The sequence below is a fragment of the Pseudomonas sp. ENNP23 genome, assembly GCF_001728945.1.
Classification (GTDB): Bacteria; Pseudomonadota; Gammaproteobacteria; order Pseudomonadales; family Pseudomonadaceae; genus Metapseudomonas; species Metapseudomonas otitidis.
On sequence record NZ_LYSP01000003.1, the window covers coordinates 114170 to 127418 of the forward strand.

Genomic DNA, 13249 nt, shown 5'->3' on the forward strand with positions numbered 1-13249 from the left:
CATCCTTTGCATCAGGGGGCCGGGGCTGGTTGGTTCTCCAGTGCCGCCAAAAGAGCCGCGGCGCTGGCACCGCGGCAATCCACAACATCAAGCGCCCCGGCGTCCCGGGCCGACTGGGCCACTCGGGGGCTGGGAACGAACAAGGGTAGACGGGCCAGGCGCGGCCAGGCGTCGGCCGCCAGCTCCAGCAAGTGCTGGAGGCCCTGTCCACTGCTGACCACCAGGCCGTTCAGGCGTTCCGCCTGGATGAGGCGCGGCAGGGCGCCTTCCGGGTAGGCCGGCAAACGGCGGCGGTAGAGTTCCAGATAGTCCACCGAGGCGCCTTGGCCGCGCAAACGCTCGCCCAGGAATTCTCGGCCACCCTCGCCACGCATGATCAACACACGGGGCGCAGGGCCGGCGAAGACTTCGGTGAAACGCGGCAAGGCCAACAGGGCTTCGCTGTCATCGCCTTCGGTCGGCCAGTGCACGTAGAGCCCACGCTCGGCCAGCACCTGGCCGGTGCCAGCACCGACGCTGAACCACACCGGACCGGAGGGCGGCTGCGGCCAATGGCGGTCCATACGGGCCAGTCCGAGGCGCGCGGCCGGCTTGCTGACCACGACGATGGCGTTGTAACGGTCGAGCTCGAGGAGGGACTGGCTTTGCCCGGGGGCTTCGTCCAGCGGCTCGATCTCCAGCAGCGGGAGGCAGGCGCTGTGCACGCCCCGATCGGCCAGCAGGGCGGCCAGGGCCTCACTGTCGTCACGAGGACGAGTGATCAGCAGGCGCCAGCCTGTCACGGATGGCCTGCCTCGCCATAGACCGCCTTGAGGATGGTTTCCGCGCCCTGGCCGAGCAGGTCTTCGGCCACGCGCACGCCCAGTTGCTCGGCCTCGTTTGCCGGCGCACGGGACTCGGCACGCAGCAGTTGACCGCCATCCGGCTGGCCCACCAGGCCGCGCAGCCAGAGCTGGTCACCCTCGAGCACGGCGTAGCAGGCGATGGGCACCTGGCAACCGCCATTGAGGCGCTTGTTGAGGGCGCGCTCGGCGTTCACCCGCACGGCGGTGTCACGGTGGTGCAACGGGGCGAGCAGGGCATGCACTTCGGCATCGGCGGTGCGGCACTCGATGCCCACGGCGCCCTGGCCACCCGCAGGCAGGCTGTCCTCAACGCTGATGGAGGAACGGATGCGGTCCTCGAAGCCCAGACGGATCAGGCCGGCGGCGGCAAGGATGATGGCGTCGTACTCGCCGGCATCCAGCTTGGCCAGACGGGTGTTGACGTTGCCACGCAGGAAGTGGATGCGCAGGTCCGGGCGGCGGGCCAGCAACTGGGCCTGGCGGCGCAGGCTGGAGGTGCCGACGATGCTGCCAGCAGGCAAGGCATCGAGGCTGTCGAAACGGTTGGAGACGAAGGCGTCGCGTGGGTCTTCGCGCTCGCAGATGCAGTACAGGCCCAGGCCCTCGGGGAAGTCCATCGGCACGTCCTTCATGGAGTGCACGGCAATGTCGGCCTCGTTCTCCAGCAGGGCGGTTTCCAGTTCCTTCACGAACAGGCCCTTGCCGCCGATCTTCGCCAGCGGCGCGTCAAGCAGCTTGTCGCCCCGGCTGACCATGGGCACCAGGCTGACGCGCAGGCCGGGATGGGCCTGTTCCAGGGCGGACTTGACGTATTCGGCCTGCCACAGGGCCAGGGCACTCTTGCGGGTGGCAATGCGGATTTCGCGGGGCATGTAGGAATTCCGGAAGCGAGACTGCCCGGCATGATAACAGGCCACGCACGACCGGCGCGCGAGGCAAGGCTCGCGCGCCGGCAGCGGTCGGTCAGAGGTTGTGCATCAGCTTGCGCACGCCGGCCACATGGCGGCGGCTGACGGTGAGCGCATCGCCATTGAGCCCCCTGAGGTAGAGCTGGAAGTGCCCGAGCGGGGTGCGCTGAAGCCGCTCGATGCGCTCGCGGGCCACCAGGGCGTTGCGGTGGATGCGCACGAAGCGATCGCCGAACTCGTCCTCCAGGGCCTTGAGCGGCTCGTCCAGCAGCACCTCGCCCTGCTCGTGGCGCAGGGTCACGTACTTGTGGTCGGCAATGAAGTAGATCACCTGGTCCAGGGGAATCAGCTCGATGCCCTTGCGGGTCCGCGCGCTGATGTGGGAGCGCGGACCCACGCCGCTTTCCGCAGCCGGGCGGGTGAGGGCAGCCAGCTGCACCCGATTGGGTCGCTCGGCCTTCTTCAGTGCATCGGCCAGGGCCTCGGGCCGGACGGGCTTGACCAGGTAGCCCACGGCGCTGACCTGGAAGGCATCCAGGGCGAACTCGTCATGGGCGGTGCAGAAGATCACGGCCGGGGGTGCCTCCCTCTCGCAAAGTCGGCCAGCGACCTGCAGGCCATCCAGCCCGGGCATGCGGATGTCGAGCAACACGACATCCGGCTTCAGGCTGTCGATCAGGGTGAGAGCCTCCTCGCCATTGGTGGCGGCGGGCTCCAGGACTCGGTAGCCATCGAGCTCTCCGACCAGGCGGCTGAGGCGCTCTCGGGCAAGTGGTTCGTCATCGACGATCAGGACATTCATATTGCTCGGGCTTCCTGCGTGAGTCTCGCACAAGGATAGCGTAGACAGGTGAAGTGGCGACCGTCACGGCGCTCCACGCTGAGACTGGCTCCGGGGCCGAAAAGTGCCGTGAGTCGGGCATCAATGTTGGTCAGTGCCTGATGGGTTCCGCGCGAAGGCCGGGTTTCCGCCCCTTCATCGAAGGGATTGCTCACGCGGAGCAGGAACACCCCATCCTGGTACTCGGCTTCGACCCGCACCAGCCCACCCTCGATCCGCGGCTGGATGCCATAGATCAGGGCATTTTCCAGCAGCGGCTGCAGTGTGAGTTGCGGAATCGGCAAATCATCAGGCACATCGTCAACCTGCCACTCCAACTGTAGCCGTTCTCCGAGACGATATTGCTCGATCGAGAGATAGCGCCTGGCCAGTTCCAGCTCATCGCTCCAGCGCACCAGGGTGCCGGGCTTGGCCAGGCTGGCTCGGAACAGATCGGAGAGGTCCAGCACGGCCTGCTCCGCCTTCACCGGGTCGGTGGCGACCAGGCTGGCGATGCTGTTGAGGCTGTTGAAGAGGAAGTGCGGGCGGATGCGCGCCTGCAGGGATTCGATGCGCGCCTTCAGCTCGGCCTGCTGCTGACGCCGCCACTGGCTCTGCAGGTAGAAGTAGCGCAGCACCAGGGTCGACATGATCAGGCTGATGAGCCCGTGGCGCAGGTAGAGATTCACTTCCCCGGCTCTTGGCAGCGGCCCGCCGAGTTCGTAGTAGTCCGCCACGGCGGTGCAGGCCAGGGTCAGCCCCACCACGAGGAACGAGCAGGCGACTCCGGCGGTGGCCGGGCTCAGCCGGGCGAGAAATGGCCGCAGGCGGCACAGCAGGGCCGCTGACAGCAGGACGATCCACTGCACGAACAACGAGGTCAGCGCCAGGCGGATCCAGTTGAAGTCCGGCACCAGCGGTTCGGCGAGCACCAGCACCAGTACCAGCAGCTCCGCCAGCAGCACCAGGCCGAGCAGGGCCTCCGGCTGGCAGAGCTCCGGCAGGAAGAAGTCGTCATCGGGGGCGGCTGTGCGGCCCTGGGCAGGGGATCGTGGCATCCGGGCAGTGTTACCGGGCGGCGCATGGCCAGCAAGCCGGCACGCACTCGCCGGGCGAAATCGATCACCGAAACGCCGACACGACTGCAAATCTGTGAAGCACCCGACACTCCCCGGCCGGTCAGCCGCGCCAACAGGGCACACCGGTTTTGCCGACGAGGCTGCTATCATCGGCCCCCATCACGGCCCTCGGCCTTCCTCCACTGCCAGCTATCGAGCCCAGTCATGAGCACCGACAAGACCAACCAGTCCTGGGGCGGCCGCTTCAGCGAGCCCGTCGACGCCTTCGTCGCCCGCTTCACCGCCTCCGTCGACTTCGACAAGCGCCTCTACCGCCACGACATCATGGGCTCCATCGCCCACGCCACCATGCTGGCCGAGGCCGGCGTGCTGACCGTCGAAGAGCGCGATGCCATCGAGCAGGGGCTGAAGGACATCCAGGCCGAGATCGAAGCCGGCACCTTCGAGTGGCGCGTCGACCTGGAAGACGTGCACATGAACATCGAGGCCCGGCTGACCGACCGCATCGGCATCACCGGCAAAAAGCTGCACACCGGCCGCTCGCGCAACGACCAGGTGGCCACCGACATCCGCCTGTGGCTGCGTGACGAGATCGACCTGATCCTCGCCGAGCTGACCCGCCTGCAAGAGGGCCTGCTGGGCCTGGCGGAAGCCGAGGCGGACACCATCATGCCCGGCTTCACCCACCTGCAGACTGCCCAGCCGGTCACCTTCGGCCATCACCTGCTGGCCTGGTTCGAGATGCTCAGCCGCGACCATGAGCGCCTGGTGGACTGCCGCAAGCGGGTCAACCGCATGCCCCTGGGCAGCGCTGCCCTGGCCGGCACCACCTACCCGATCCAGCGCGAAGTCACCTGCCGCCTGCTGGGCTTCGAGGCCATCTCCGGCAACTCCCTGGACGGCGTCTCCGACCGTGACTTCGCCATCGAATTCTGCGCCGCCGCCTCCCTGGCGATGATGCACCTGTCGCGCTTCTCCGAAGAGCTGGTGCTCTGGACCAGCGCCCAGTTCCAGTTCATCGACCTGCCTGACCGCTTCTGCACCGGCTCCTCGATCATGCCGCAGAAGAAGAACCCCGACGTGCCCGAACTGGTGCGCGGCAAGTCCGGTCGCGTGTTCGGCCACCTGACCGGCCTGCTGACCCTGATGAAGGGCCAACCGCTGGCCTACAACAAGGACAACCAGGAGGACAAGGAGCCGCTGTTCGACGCTGCCGACACCCTGCGCGACTCACTCCGCGCCTTCGCCGACATGGTCCCGGCCATCAAGCCCAAGCGGGAGATCATGCGCGAAGCGGCCCGTCGCGGCTTCTCCACCGCCACCGACCTGGCCGACTACCTGGTGCGCAAGGGCCTGCCCTTCCGCGACTGCCATGAGATCGTCGGCCATGCCGTGAAGTACGGCGTCGAGTCCGGCAAGGACCTGGCCGAAATGAGCCTCGACGAACTGCGCCGCTTCAGCGACCAGATCGGCGATGACGTGTTCGCCGTGCTGACCCTGGAAGGCTCGGTCAACGCCCGCGACCACATCGGCGGCACCGCCCCGAACCAGGTCCGCGCCGCCGTTGCCCGTGGCCGCCAGCTGCTGGCCAGCCGCTGAGATACAACCAAGACGGCAAGGACGCCTCATGCAATCCGCAACACCCTCCAACTGGCCGGGCTCGTTCGGCCAGCGCATCTCCATCGTCGGCGGCTCAGGCGCAGGCAAAACTTACCTGGCAAAGCTGCTCAGCCAGCGTCTGGGGCTGCCGCATATCGAGCAGGACGCCATATTCCACCAACCTGGCTGGCAGCCACTGCCACGCGATGAGTTCCGCGAGCGAGTCACACAGGCGTTAGCCGAGCCACGCTGGGTAGTGGAAGGCAGCTACTCGGCCACCCGGCCGTTGATACTTGCGCGTGCCGAGACGGTGATCTGGCTCGACTTGCCGCGGACGCTGGTGATGTATCAGATCGTCACCCGCACCCTGGGCCGCTTGCTGACACGCAAGACACTTTGGAACGGCAACCGGGAACGGTTGCGCAACGTGATTTCCCTGGACCCGAGTCGCTCCATCATCCTGTGGTCCTGGACACGCCATGGCCTTTATCGGGAGCGGGTCATTGCCGAGCAGCAGGATCCCGCCAACGCCGGTATTCATTACATCCGCATCAGGTCAAGGGCAGACCTGCACACGCTCCTCGGCAGGCTGCCCGGCTTTGTTACCCCTGGGTCCGCGCCTTGATCATCGCCAGGAACGCCGGCATGTCCTGCGCCTTGTCCTCGGCAATACGCCGGACGTGGGGGTTCTGCCCCAACTGCTGGAGCAGCGCGCAAGCGGCCGGCAGCTCGGCGAGGAAGTCGATCTCCAGCACCTTGCGACCCACTTCGCAGGCAAGGTCGACGCTATAGAGGAAGTACAGGTCAGCAACGGTGAATATCTCGCCGGCCACATAGGGCGCAAAGCGCCCGTGCCGGCCCAACGCGGCGAAACCCGCGATCAGCTCGGCACGAGCCTTCTCGCGGATCGCCTCGGGCACCGCCATGCCGAAGAATGCCTGCGGGTAGCAGGTGCGCGCCGGCAGCTCAATGTACAGTTCGATCTCCCGAGCCAGAGCACGAACCACCGCGCGGGCCTGCAGCTCGGCGGGCAGCAGCGCAGGCTCGGGGAAGCGTTCCTCGAGGTAATCGAGGATGGCACTGGTCTCGTTGATGAAGCCGTACTCCGTCTCCAGTACCGGCACCTTGCCGCGCGGGCTGTAGGCGAGGAAGGCGGGCTCCTGGCTGGCATGGACCTTCACCTCCTCGAAGGGCAGGCCTTTCTCCAGCAGGGCCAGCTTGACCATGTTGTAGTAGTTGCTGACGCAGAATCCGTGGAGCTTGAGCATGGGGCCTCCTGGGCCAGTGCGTGGAGCGGCCAGTTATAGCCGCGGCACCGGTGGCCTGCCAGTTGCATCGATCCGGTGAATGGACGGCGGCGACCAGCCAGCCGCCGTGGCACACTGCGCATCCGAACCGAATAGGAACCCGCCATGAGCGAATACGACGACAGCGAAGAAGCCTTCGCCGAGGAAACCCTGATCCAGGCCGTCGAGACCCAGATCGAGAACGGCGAGCCCGCTGCGGCAAAGGCCACCTTCAACAAGCTGACCCTGGTGGGCTACGAGCGCGAGGAGTGCCTGCAGATGATGGCCCTGGTGCTGGCCTGCGCCATCCAGCGCCTGGAGGCCGACCAGCCCTTCGACATGGACTGGTATGAAAACGCACTGCGCGCCCTGCCGGAGCTGCCGGAAGACGCGCAGGATTGATCCGCGCCACGGCTTGCGCGGGCTCCCGCCGCTAGCATCGCGCACTCATTCCCGACAGGAGCCCAGCATGGCCAAGCGTTCGACGCGCCCGCTCCGGGGCCTTCTCCGCCTGGGCCTGCTCCTGTTGGTGATGGTTGGCAGCCACACGACGAAAGCGGAGCCGCTGCAAGTGGGCGCCGAGGACGACTGGTATCCCTACACCGCCTGGCGGGACGGGCGCATTCAAGGCATGTCGGCCGACATAGTCCGAGCCGCATTCGCTGCCGTGGGCGAGGACGTGGAACTGGTGCCCTATCCCTACGCGCGATGCATGCAGCTGACGCAGTCCGGGCGCCTGGCGGGATGCTTCAACACTGCGCCCAACCCCCAGATAGAACGTGACTACCTGCTGCCCCGGCATCCCCTGTTCCGCGACGACATCCTGCTCTGGGCCCCCACCTACCGTGCCACGCCGGTGAGCGACCTCGGCCAGCTCGCCGGCCGGCGGGTCGCCGTGACCGTGGGTTACGAATACGGTGAAACCTTCGACAGCCTGGCCGATGTGGTGCGCGTGGCGGTACGCAAGGACATCAACGGCTTCCTGATGCTGCAGCACGATCGGGTCGACTACGTGGCCGCCTACCGCAGCACCACTGAGGCCCTGATGAGCGATAACCCCGAGCTGCGCGGGCTTTTCACCGCCGTCGCCACCCTGCACCAGCCTGAGCTCTACCTGTCCTTCTCGCGCCAGCATCCAGGCGCGCGGGCCCTGCTGCAGCGGTTCGACGAGGGCATGGCCATCATCCAGGGCAACGGCCGCTACCGCGCGATTCTGTCGCAGTGGGGAGTAGGCGACTGAATCCGCAACTACACTCTGCGGGAGCCGGCCCGTCCGAAGGCCGGCACAGGACGACCAGGAGCCCCACATGACGTCGTACACACCCGAATTGATCGCCGAACTGGAACTGCTGACCCTGTTCAACCTGGACAACACCCAGGAAGGCCTCAAGGTCCACAACAATGCTGCCCCCAGCCTGATCGCAGCCTCCCTGCGCCTGCACCACAAGGGCCTGCTGACCCAGCCCGACGGTGGCTACCTCACGAGCCTGGGCCTGGACGCAGCCGAACACGCACAAGGCCTGTTGACCATCCTCACGACCGCACCCGCTCTTTCGAACTGATCCCGCGACGTCTCGCCCCGCAACGCCCCTGCCCGCCGGCATCGCCGGCTGGTAGGCTGTGCGCATTCTTCCGGCAGACGCTTCGATGACCCGCACCCAGGAAATCCGCCCCGACATCGACGACGGCATCGACCGCAAGGTCCTGACCCAGCTGCGCGCGCGCTTCCTGAAAGTCAATGCCGGCCGGCTCGAACGCACGCTGCTCGGCCTCTCCAGTCGCCAGCAGATGGTGCTGCGTCTTCTGCCCTTGCTGTTCCACGTCAACCACCCGCTGCTGCCGGGATACGTCTCGGGGCAGACCCCCGCCGGGGTCTGCGGCTATGAGCCGGACGACGACGTGCTCGCCGAAGCCCAGCGCCTGACCCGCTCGTTCGCCTACAGGGCCCGGCGCGGTTCGGCGCCGACACCGATCCAGGGCCTGTTCCTGATGGGCAGCCTGGGCACCGTGGCCCAGGCCGAGCAAAGCGACATGGACCTGTGGGTCTGCCACGACCCGGAGCTACCGGCTCCGGCCATCGCCGAGCTGCGCCGCAAGTGCGACCTGCTGGAAGCCTGGGCCGCGACTTTGGGCGCCGAGGCGCATTTCTTCCTGATCGACCCTCGCCGCTTCGTGGTGGGCGACCGCGAGACCCACCTCACCTCCGACGACTGCGGCACCACCCAGCATTACCTGCTGCTGGACGAGTTCTACCGCACCGCCATCTGGCTCGGCGGGCGCACGCCGCTATGGTGGCTGGTGCCGGTGTACGAGGAGGGTCGCTATGCCGACTACACCGCCAAGCTGCTGTCGCGCCGCTTCATCCGTGCGGAGGAAGTGCTGGACCTGGGGCACCTGTCGCACATCCCCGTGGGCGAGTTCGTCGGCGCCGGCATGTGGCAGCTGTTCAAGGGCATCGAGTCGCCCTACAAGTCGGTGCTCAAGCTGCTGCTGACCGAGGTCTACGCCAGCGAGCACCCGAAGGTGCAGTGCCTGTCGCTACGCTTCAAGCAGGCGGTGTACGCCAACCACCTGGACCTGGACGAGCTCGATCCCTACATCGTGGTCTACCGCCGGCTGGAGGAATACCTGCTGGCCCGAGGCGAGCGCGAACGCCTGGAGCTGATCCGCCGCTGCCTCTACCTCAAGGTCGACAAGAAGCTCAGCCGCCCGCCACGCAACCGTGCCAAGAGCTGGCAACGCCTGCTGTTCGAGCGCCTGACCCGAGAGTGGCAGTGGGATGACCGACAACTGGTGCTGCTCGACAGCCGCAGCCAATGGAAGGTACGCCAGGTGGGCACCGAGCGCCGGGCGCTGGTCAACGAGCTGACCTACAGCTACCGCTTCCTCTCCGAATTCGCCCGCGCCCAGCACGCCATCAGCTCGCTCAACAGCCGCGACCTGGGCGTGCTCGGTCGGCGCCTGTACGCCGCCTTCGAACGCAAGGCGGGCAAGGTGGAGTTCATCAACCCCGGCATCGCCCCGGACCTGGCCGAGGACACCCTCACCCTGGCCCAGAGCCCGAGCCCCGAGCGCGAAGGCGAGACCCTCTGGGCGCTCTACCCAGGCAGCCTCAACGCCCTCGAATGGCGCGACTTCGCCCCGATCAAGCGGGCCCGTGAACTGGTGGAACTGCTGGCCTGGTGTCACCGCAACGGGGTGATCGACGCCTCCACGCGGCTGTCCCTGCACCCGGGCGACAGCGACCTCACCGAGTACGAGCTGTCCAACCTGGTCAGCAGCCTGCAGCAGGGCTTCCCGCTGCCGCTGCCGATGGTGGACGAAGCTGCGCTGCTGCGGCCGAGCGTGCCGCGCCAGGTGCTGCTGCTGGTGAACGTGGGCATCGACCCGCTGAAACAGCACAGCCAGATGAACCTGCACATGACCACCGAGCGCACCGACTCGCTTGGCTACGCCGGCTCGCGGGAGAACCTGGTGCTGACCCTCGACCAGGTGACCCTGAACAGTTGGAACGAGCTGTTGGTGACCCGCTACGACGGGCCCTACGCCCCGCTGGACTGCCTGCGCGAATTCCTCAACAGCGTGGACCCCGCCGCACCGCCGGACCTGCGGGTGCGCTGTTTCTGCCGCAACCGCGCGCAACCCATCGCCCAGCGTGTGGAGGACCTGTTCCTCGACACCCTCGCCCTGCTCGGCAACGGCCAGGTGACCCGCTACCTGCTGCAGGTGCAGCAGCAGTATCACGTGCTGGAACTGCAGCCGGGCCAGGTGGCCCACACCGCACTGCCGGACCTGCCGGCACTGCTGGAACACCTGGGCGAGGACCTGCCGGCCTACAGCCCACTGCAACTGGATCGCTATGCCCTGGAGAACGAGGACCTGGCGCTGATCCTGCCGTTGGGGCGTCCAGGCTGCATCCAGGTGTTCTACCGCCAGGACGGCGAGACGGCGGAACTCACTGTGCTCGACGAGCACAATGCCGTGTGGCGCCAGCGCCTGCCTTTTCGCAATCCGCAAAGCCTGCTGACACCGCTGCAGCGCTTCCTGCAGTCGGTGCTCTACCGGCGCAATGCGCTGCTGCCGCTGGATCGGCCGGCCCCACAGAGCGGCCTGGAAGTTCTTTACTACGAGGTACTGCCGTCGCCGCCCTTGCGCGCGCAGCAGGTAGAGCGCCGGGGCGCGCCGCAATCACCAGTGAGCCACCCGTTCTACGACGTGCAGGCGATCGTCGAGCCGCTGGACACGAAGCGCGTGCTCGTCACGCTGTACTGCAACCACCGGGAGTTTTCCGAGCTGGAATACGGCGGCGAACTGTTCGCCGCCGTGGCGCGCCACATCCTCGCCCAGCGCAGCACCGCCGAGCGCTACCCCTGCTACATCACCGACCTGGACCTGTCGCGGGTCCTCGGCGAAGGGCACGCGCAGACGGTGCACTACCTGCGCTACAAGGCGGAGCTGGAGCGGGAATTGAACCGGGCGCTGGGCCTGGCCTGACTCCAGGCCCGCAAGGGCTCAACGGTCGTATTCGCCCGCAGCCTCAGGCTGGTACTCCACGGCCAGGAGCGTCAGCTTGAGGGTCTTGCCGCCGGGCACCGGCCAGTCGATGCCCTGACCCACGGAAAGGCCGAGCAGTGCGCTACCTACCGGCGCCAACACCGACACCTTGCCTTCGCCACCGGCGTCCTGGGGGTAAACCAGGGTCAGGTGGTAGTCCTTGCCACTGGCATCGTCGCGGCAATGCACGCGGGAATTCATGGTCACCACGCCCGGCGGCACCTCGTCGTGGCCCACCACCTGGGCGCGGGCGAGCTCCCGCTCCAGCGCCTCGGCGCCGGGGCCGAACTCCTCCAGTTCATCGAGCAGACGCTCCAGTCGCTGAAGGTCGAGGCGGGTGATGATGATCGAGGGTTGAGTGGTCATGGCAAATCCGATACTCCGGTTCCTAGGCTCGAAAAAGCGAAAACCCCGCCCGAAGGCGGGGTTTCCAGATGCTGTTCAGGCCGTACGCCATGGCGACGGCCCGACCGACACTACGTCACCACGGAGGCTCTTGGCAAGACCATCCGGTCATGGCCGTCGCGCCGCGAGGCGCTGGGCGGCGTCACGGCGAATCTGCCGGCGACGGTCGTCGCTGGCTTCACCCCATTGCAGAATCTCACTCAGGCTGCGCCCGCATCCGATGCAGATATCGGCGTCGTCCAGGCAGCAGCGGCGCACGCAGGGTGATGCGGGCCGGGGCTCGGGCGGCGGTTCAGAGCTCGTCGAACTCAAGGTCTTCGCCCGCCTGCTCACGGGTCACGCGGGCGAGCAGCTCGCCCAGCGGCTCGTCGCTGGTGTCGCAGATCCAGCGCTCCGACTCCGCGTCGTAGTCGAAGTGGAAACCGCCGGAACGAGCTGCTACCCAAAGCTGGCGCAGGGGCTCCTGGCGGCTGAGGATGACCTGGCTGCCGTTCTCGAAGCGGATGGTGAGGACGCCCGCGCTGTTCTCCAGGTCCACGTCCAGGTCGCTGCCATCGAAGAGGTCCTCGACGGCCTCCTGGACTTCGTCGACCAGATCGTGGAAACGCGCTTCGCTCAAACTCATCGGATGTACCTCAGGAAAAATGGAAACGTGGGCGACCTTTCAGCGCCCGAGGTGGCGACGGTACTCGCCTGGGCTCTGCCCGGTCCAGCGGCGGAAGGCCCGCGCCAGGGAGCCGGCCTCGCTGAAGCCGACCAGGAAGGCGATGTCGGCCAGCTCCAGGGCCGGATCGCGCAGATAATGCAGCACCAGTTGCTGCCGCGTCTCGTCCACCAATTGGCTGAAGGTCAGGCCCGCGTCACGCAGGCGCCGCTGCAGGGTGCGCGGGCTCAGGCCGAGATCGGCGGCCAGGTGCTCCAGATCGGCGCCGTCCTCGGCCAGGCGCCCGGCCAGCGCCAGGCGCGCCCGGTCGAGCACGCTCTGGCCCTGGCGCAACTCGCCCAGCAGGCGGTCGGCGTAGGCGTCGAGCATCTGTCGGACGTGTGAGTCGGCCTGGCCCAGGGGCGTGGCCAGCAGGCGGCGGGGAAACACCAGGGCGTTGTCGAGCTGGCCAAACAGAACCGGACAGCGGAACACCCGCCGGTGCTCGGCGTCGTCGGCAGGTGCGGGGTGCTGGAAGCGCACTTCGGTGGGCGGGATGTCGAGCCCGCTGATCCAGCGCCCGAAGGTGACCCAACCGGCCAGGGACTCCTCCGCCACCTGGTCGCGCAACTGCGGCAGCGCCGGCTCCCAGGCCAGCCGCACCAGGGGCTCCTGGCCGGCACGGGGAGGCTCGTCATCCAGTTCCACCTGGCCGAGGTTGCCCACCAGGGCGGCATAGCGCGCCTGGCGGTGGAGGGCGTCGGAGAGAGTCGGGCAGCTCATCAGCAGGTAGCCGAGCACGCCGTAGTAACCGGGGCGCACCGCCTCGCCCAGGTGCAGCCCCAGGCGCGGATCGTCCAGCCGTGCCATGGCCTGGCCCAGGAGTTCGAGATAGGCGCTGGCGGCGATGCGCTGCTCGCGCTGGGCGAGGAGGGAGGGAGCCAACTGGATGCTGGCGAGGAAGGCCGCCGGCTCGATGCCGTGGCGCGCCACGTGGTCCACGAGGCCCTGGAGGTAGGCAACCGAAACCGAGCCGGCGAGGGGGGAAGAGGGGTCCATTCGGCCTCCGTTTTTGCCGCCCATCCTAGTGGCGCGAAAGCCCGTTTGGCT

Annotated in this window: 15 protein-coding genes; 6 read left to right on the forward strand and 9 right to left on the reverse strand. The window is 67.4% G+C overall.

The features are described 5' to 3' along the window. Positions 1-11: 11 nt before the first annotated feature. The 4 genes from A9G05_RS02785 to A9G05_RS02800 all read right to left on the reverse strand — a co-directional run bounded on the left by A9G05_RS02785 (position 12) and on the right by A9G05_RS02800 (position 3631). The gene (locus tag A9G05_RS02785; protein WP_069559530.1) at positions 12-782 is read right to left on the reverse strand and encodes a uroporphyrinogen-III synthase; all 771 of its coding nucleotides are present in this window, start codon (positions 780-782) and stop codon (positions 12-14) included. Next, the gene (gene hemC, locus A9G05_RS02790; protein WP_069559531.1) at positions 779-1717 is read right to left on the reverse strand and encodes a hydroxymethylbilane synthase; all 939 of its coding nucleotides are present in this window, start codon (positions 1715-1717) and stop codon (positions 779-781) included. The genes A9G05_RS02785 and hemC overlap by 4 nt, the downstream gene beginning before the upstream one ends. A 91-nt stretch (positions 1718-1808) precedes the next feature. After that, positions 1809-2555: a LytTR family DNA-binding domain-containing protein gene (locus A9G05_RS02795; protein ID WP_069559532.1), complete on the reverse strand. Its 747-nt coding sequence runs from the start codon at positions 2553-2555 to the stop codon at positions 1809-1811. Next, positions 2552-3631 carry a sensor histidine kinase gene (locus tag A9G05_RS02800; RefSeq protein ID WP_069559533.1) on the reverse strand — a complete coding sequence of 360 codons (1080 nt, stop codon included), beginning with the start codon at positions 3629-3631 and terminating at the stop codon, positions 2552-2554. Before A9G05_RS02800 ends, A9G05_RS02795 begins: the two co-directional genes overlap by 4 nt. Before the next feature lie 225 nt (positions 3632-3856). On the opposite strand from A9G05_RS02800, the gene argH reads away from it, so the two are divergent. Together argH and A9G05_RS02810 are read left to right on the forward strand one after the other, a co-directional pair. Then, a complete protein-coding gene (gene argH, locus A9G05_RS02805) occupies positions 3857-5251 on the forward strand; it encodes an argininosuccinate lyase (RefSeq protein WP_069559534.1) in 1395 nt (464 codons plus the stop codon). A gap of 28 nt (positions 5252-5279) precedes the next feature. Further along, positions 5280-5876, forward strand: coding sequence for an adenylate kinase (locus A9G05_RS02810; protein ID WP_069559535.1), 597 nt, complete (start codon positions 5280-5282; stop codon positions 5874-5876). On the opposite strand, the gene A9G05_RS02815 is transcribed toward A9G05_RS02810, so the two are convergent. Then, on the reverse strand, positions 5854-6519 hold the full coding sequence (locus A9G05_RS02815) for a glutathione S-transferase family protein (RefSeq protein WP_069559536.1): 666 nt from the start codon (positions 6517-6519) through the stop codon (positions 5854-5856). The genes A9G05_RS02810 and A9G05_RS02815 overlap by 23 nt on opposite strands. Before the next feature lie 144 nt (positions 6520-6663). Between A9G05_RS02815 and A9G05_RS02820 the strand changes: the two genes are divergently transcribed. The 4 genes from A9G05_RS02820 to A9G05_RS02835 all read left to right on the forward strand — a co-directional run bounded on the left by A9G05_RS02820 (position 6664) and on the right by A9G05_RS02835 (position 11031). Next, on the forward strand, positions 6664-6939 hold the full coding sequence (locus A9G05_RS02820) for a hypothetical protein (RefSeq protein ID WP_069559537.1): 276 nt from the start codon (positions 6664-6666) through the stop codon (positions 6937-6939). A gap of 67 nt (positions 6940-7006) precedes the next feature. After that, complete coding sequence (locus A9G05_RS02825) at positions 7007-7777, forward strand: ABC transporter substrate-binding protein (RefSeq protein ID WP_083272485.1); 771 nt, start codon at positions 7007-7009, stop codon at positions 7775-7777. Between the two features lie 67 nt (positions 7778-7844). After that, the gene (locus A9G05_RS02830; protein WP_069559538.1) at positions 7845-8099 is read left to right on the forward strand and encodes a TIGR02647 family protein; all 255 of its coding nucleotides are present in this window, start codon (positions 7845-7847) and stop codon (positions 8097-8099) included. 85 nt (positions 8100-8184) lie between these two features. Beyond that, entirely contained in the window at positions 8185-11031 is a 2847-nt protein-coding gene (locus A9G05_RS02835; protein ID WP_069559539.1) for a class I adenylate cyclase, read from the forward strand. Between the two features lie 18 nt (positions 11032-11049). Here the strand turns inward: A9G05_RS02835 and rnk are convergent, their stop codons facing one another. The 4 genes from rnk to A9G05_RS02850 form a co-directional block, all read right to left on the reverse strand. Then, the gene (gene rnk, locus A9G05_RS02840) at positions 11050-11457 is read right to left on the reverse strand and encodes a nucleoside diphosphate kinase regulator (RefSeq protein WP_069559540.1); all 408 of its coding nucleotides are present in this window, start codon (positions 11455-11457) and stop codon (positions 11050-11052) included. A gap of 147 nt (positions 11458-11604) precedes the next feature. Next, positions 11605-11808, reverse strand: a complete 204-nt coding sequence (locus A9G05_RS26350; RefSeq protein WP_083265498.1) for a DUF1289 domain-containing protein — start codon at positions 11806-11808, stop codon at positions 11605-11607. Then, on the reverse strand, positions 11789-12121 hold the full coding sequence (cyaY, locus tag A9G05_RS02845; RefSeq protein ID WP_069559541.1) for an iron donor protein CyaY: 333 nt from the start codon (positions 12119-12121) through the stop codon (positions 11789-11791). The genes A9G05_RS26350 and cyaY overlap by 20 nt, the downstream gene beginning before the upstream one ends. Positions 12122-12160: 39 nt before the next feature. Further along, on the reverse strand, positions 12161-13198 hold the full coding sequence (locus A9G05_RS02850) for an AraC family transcriptional regulator (RefSeq protein WP_069559542.1): 1038 nt from the start codon (positions 13196-13198) through the stop codon (positions 12161-12163). Between the last annotated feature and the right edge of the window lie 51 nt (positions 13199-13249).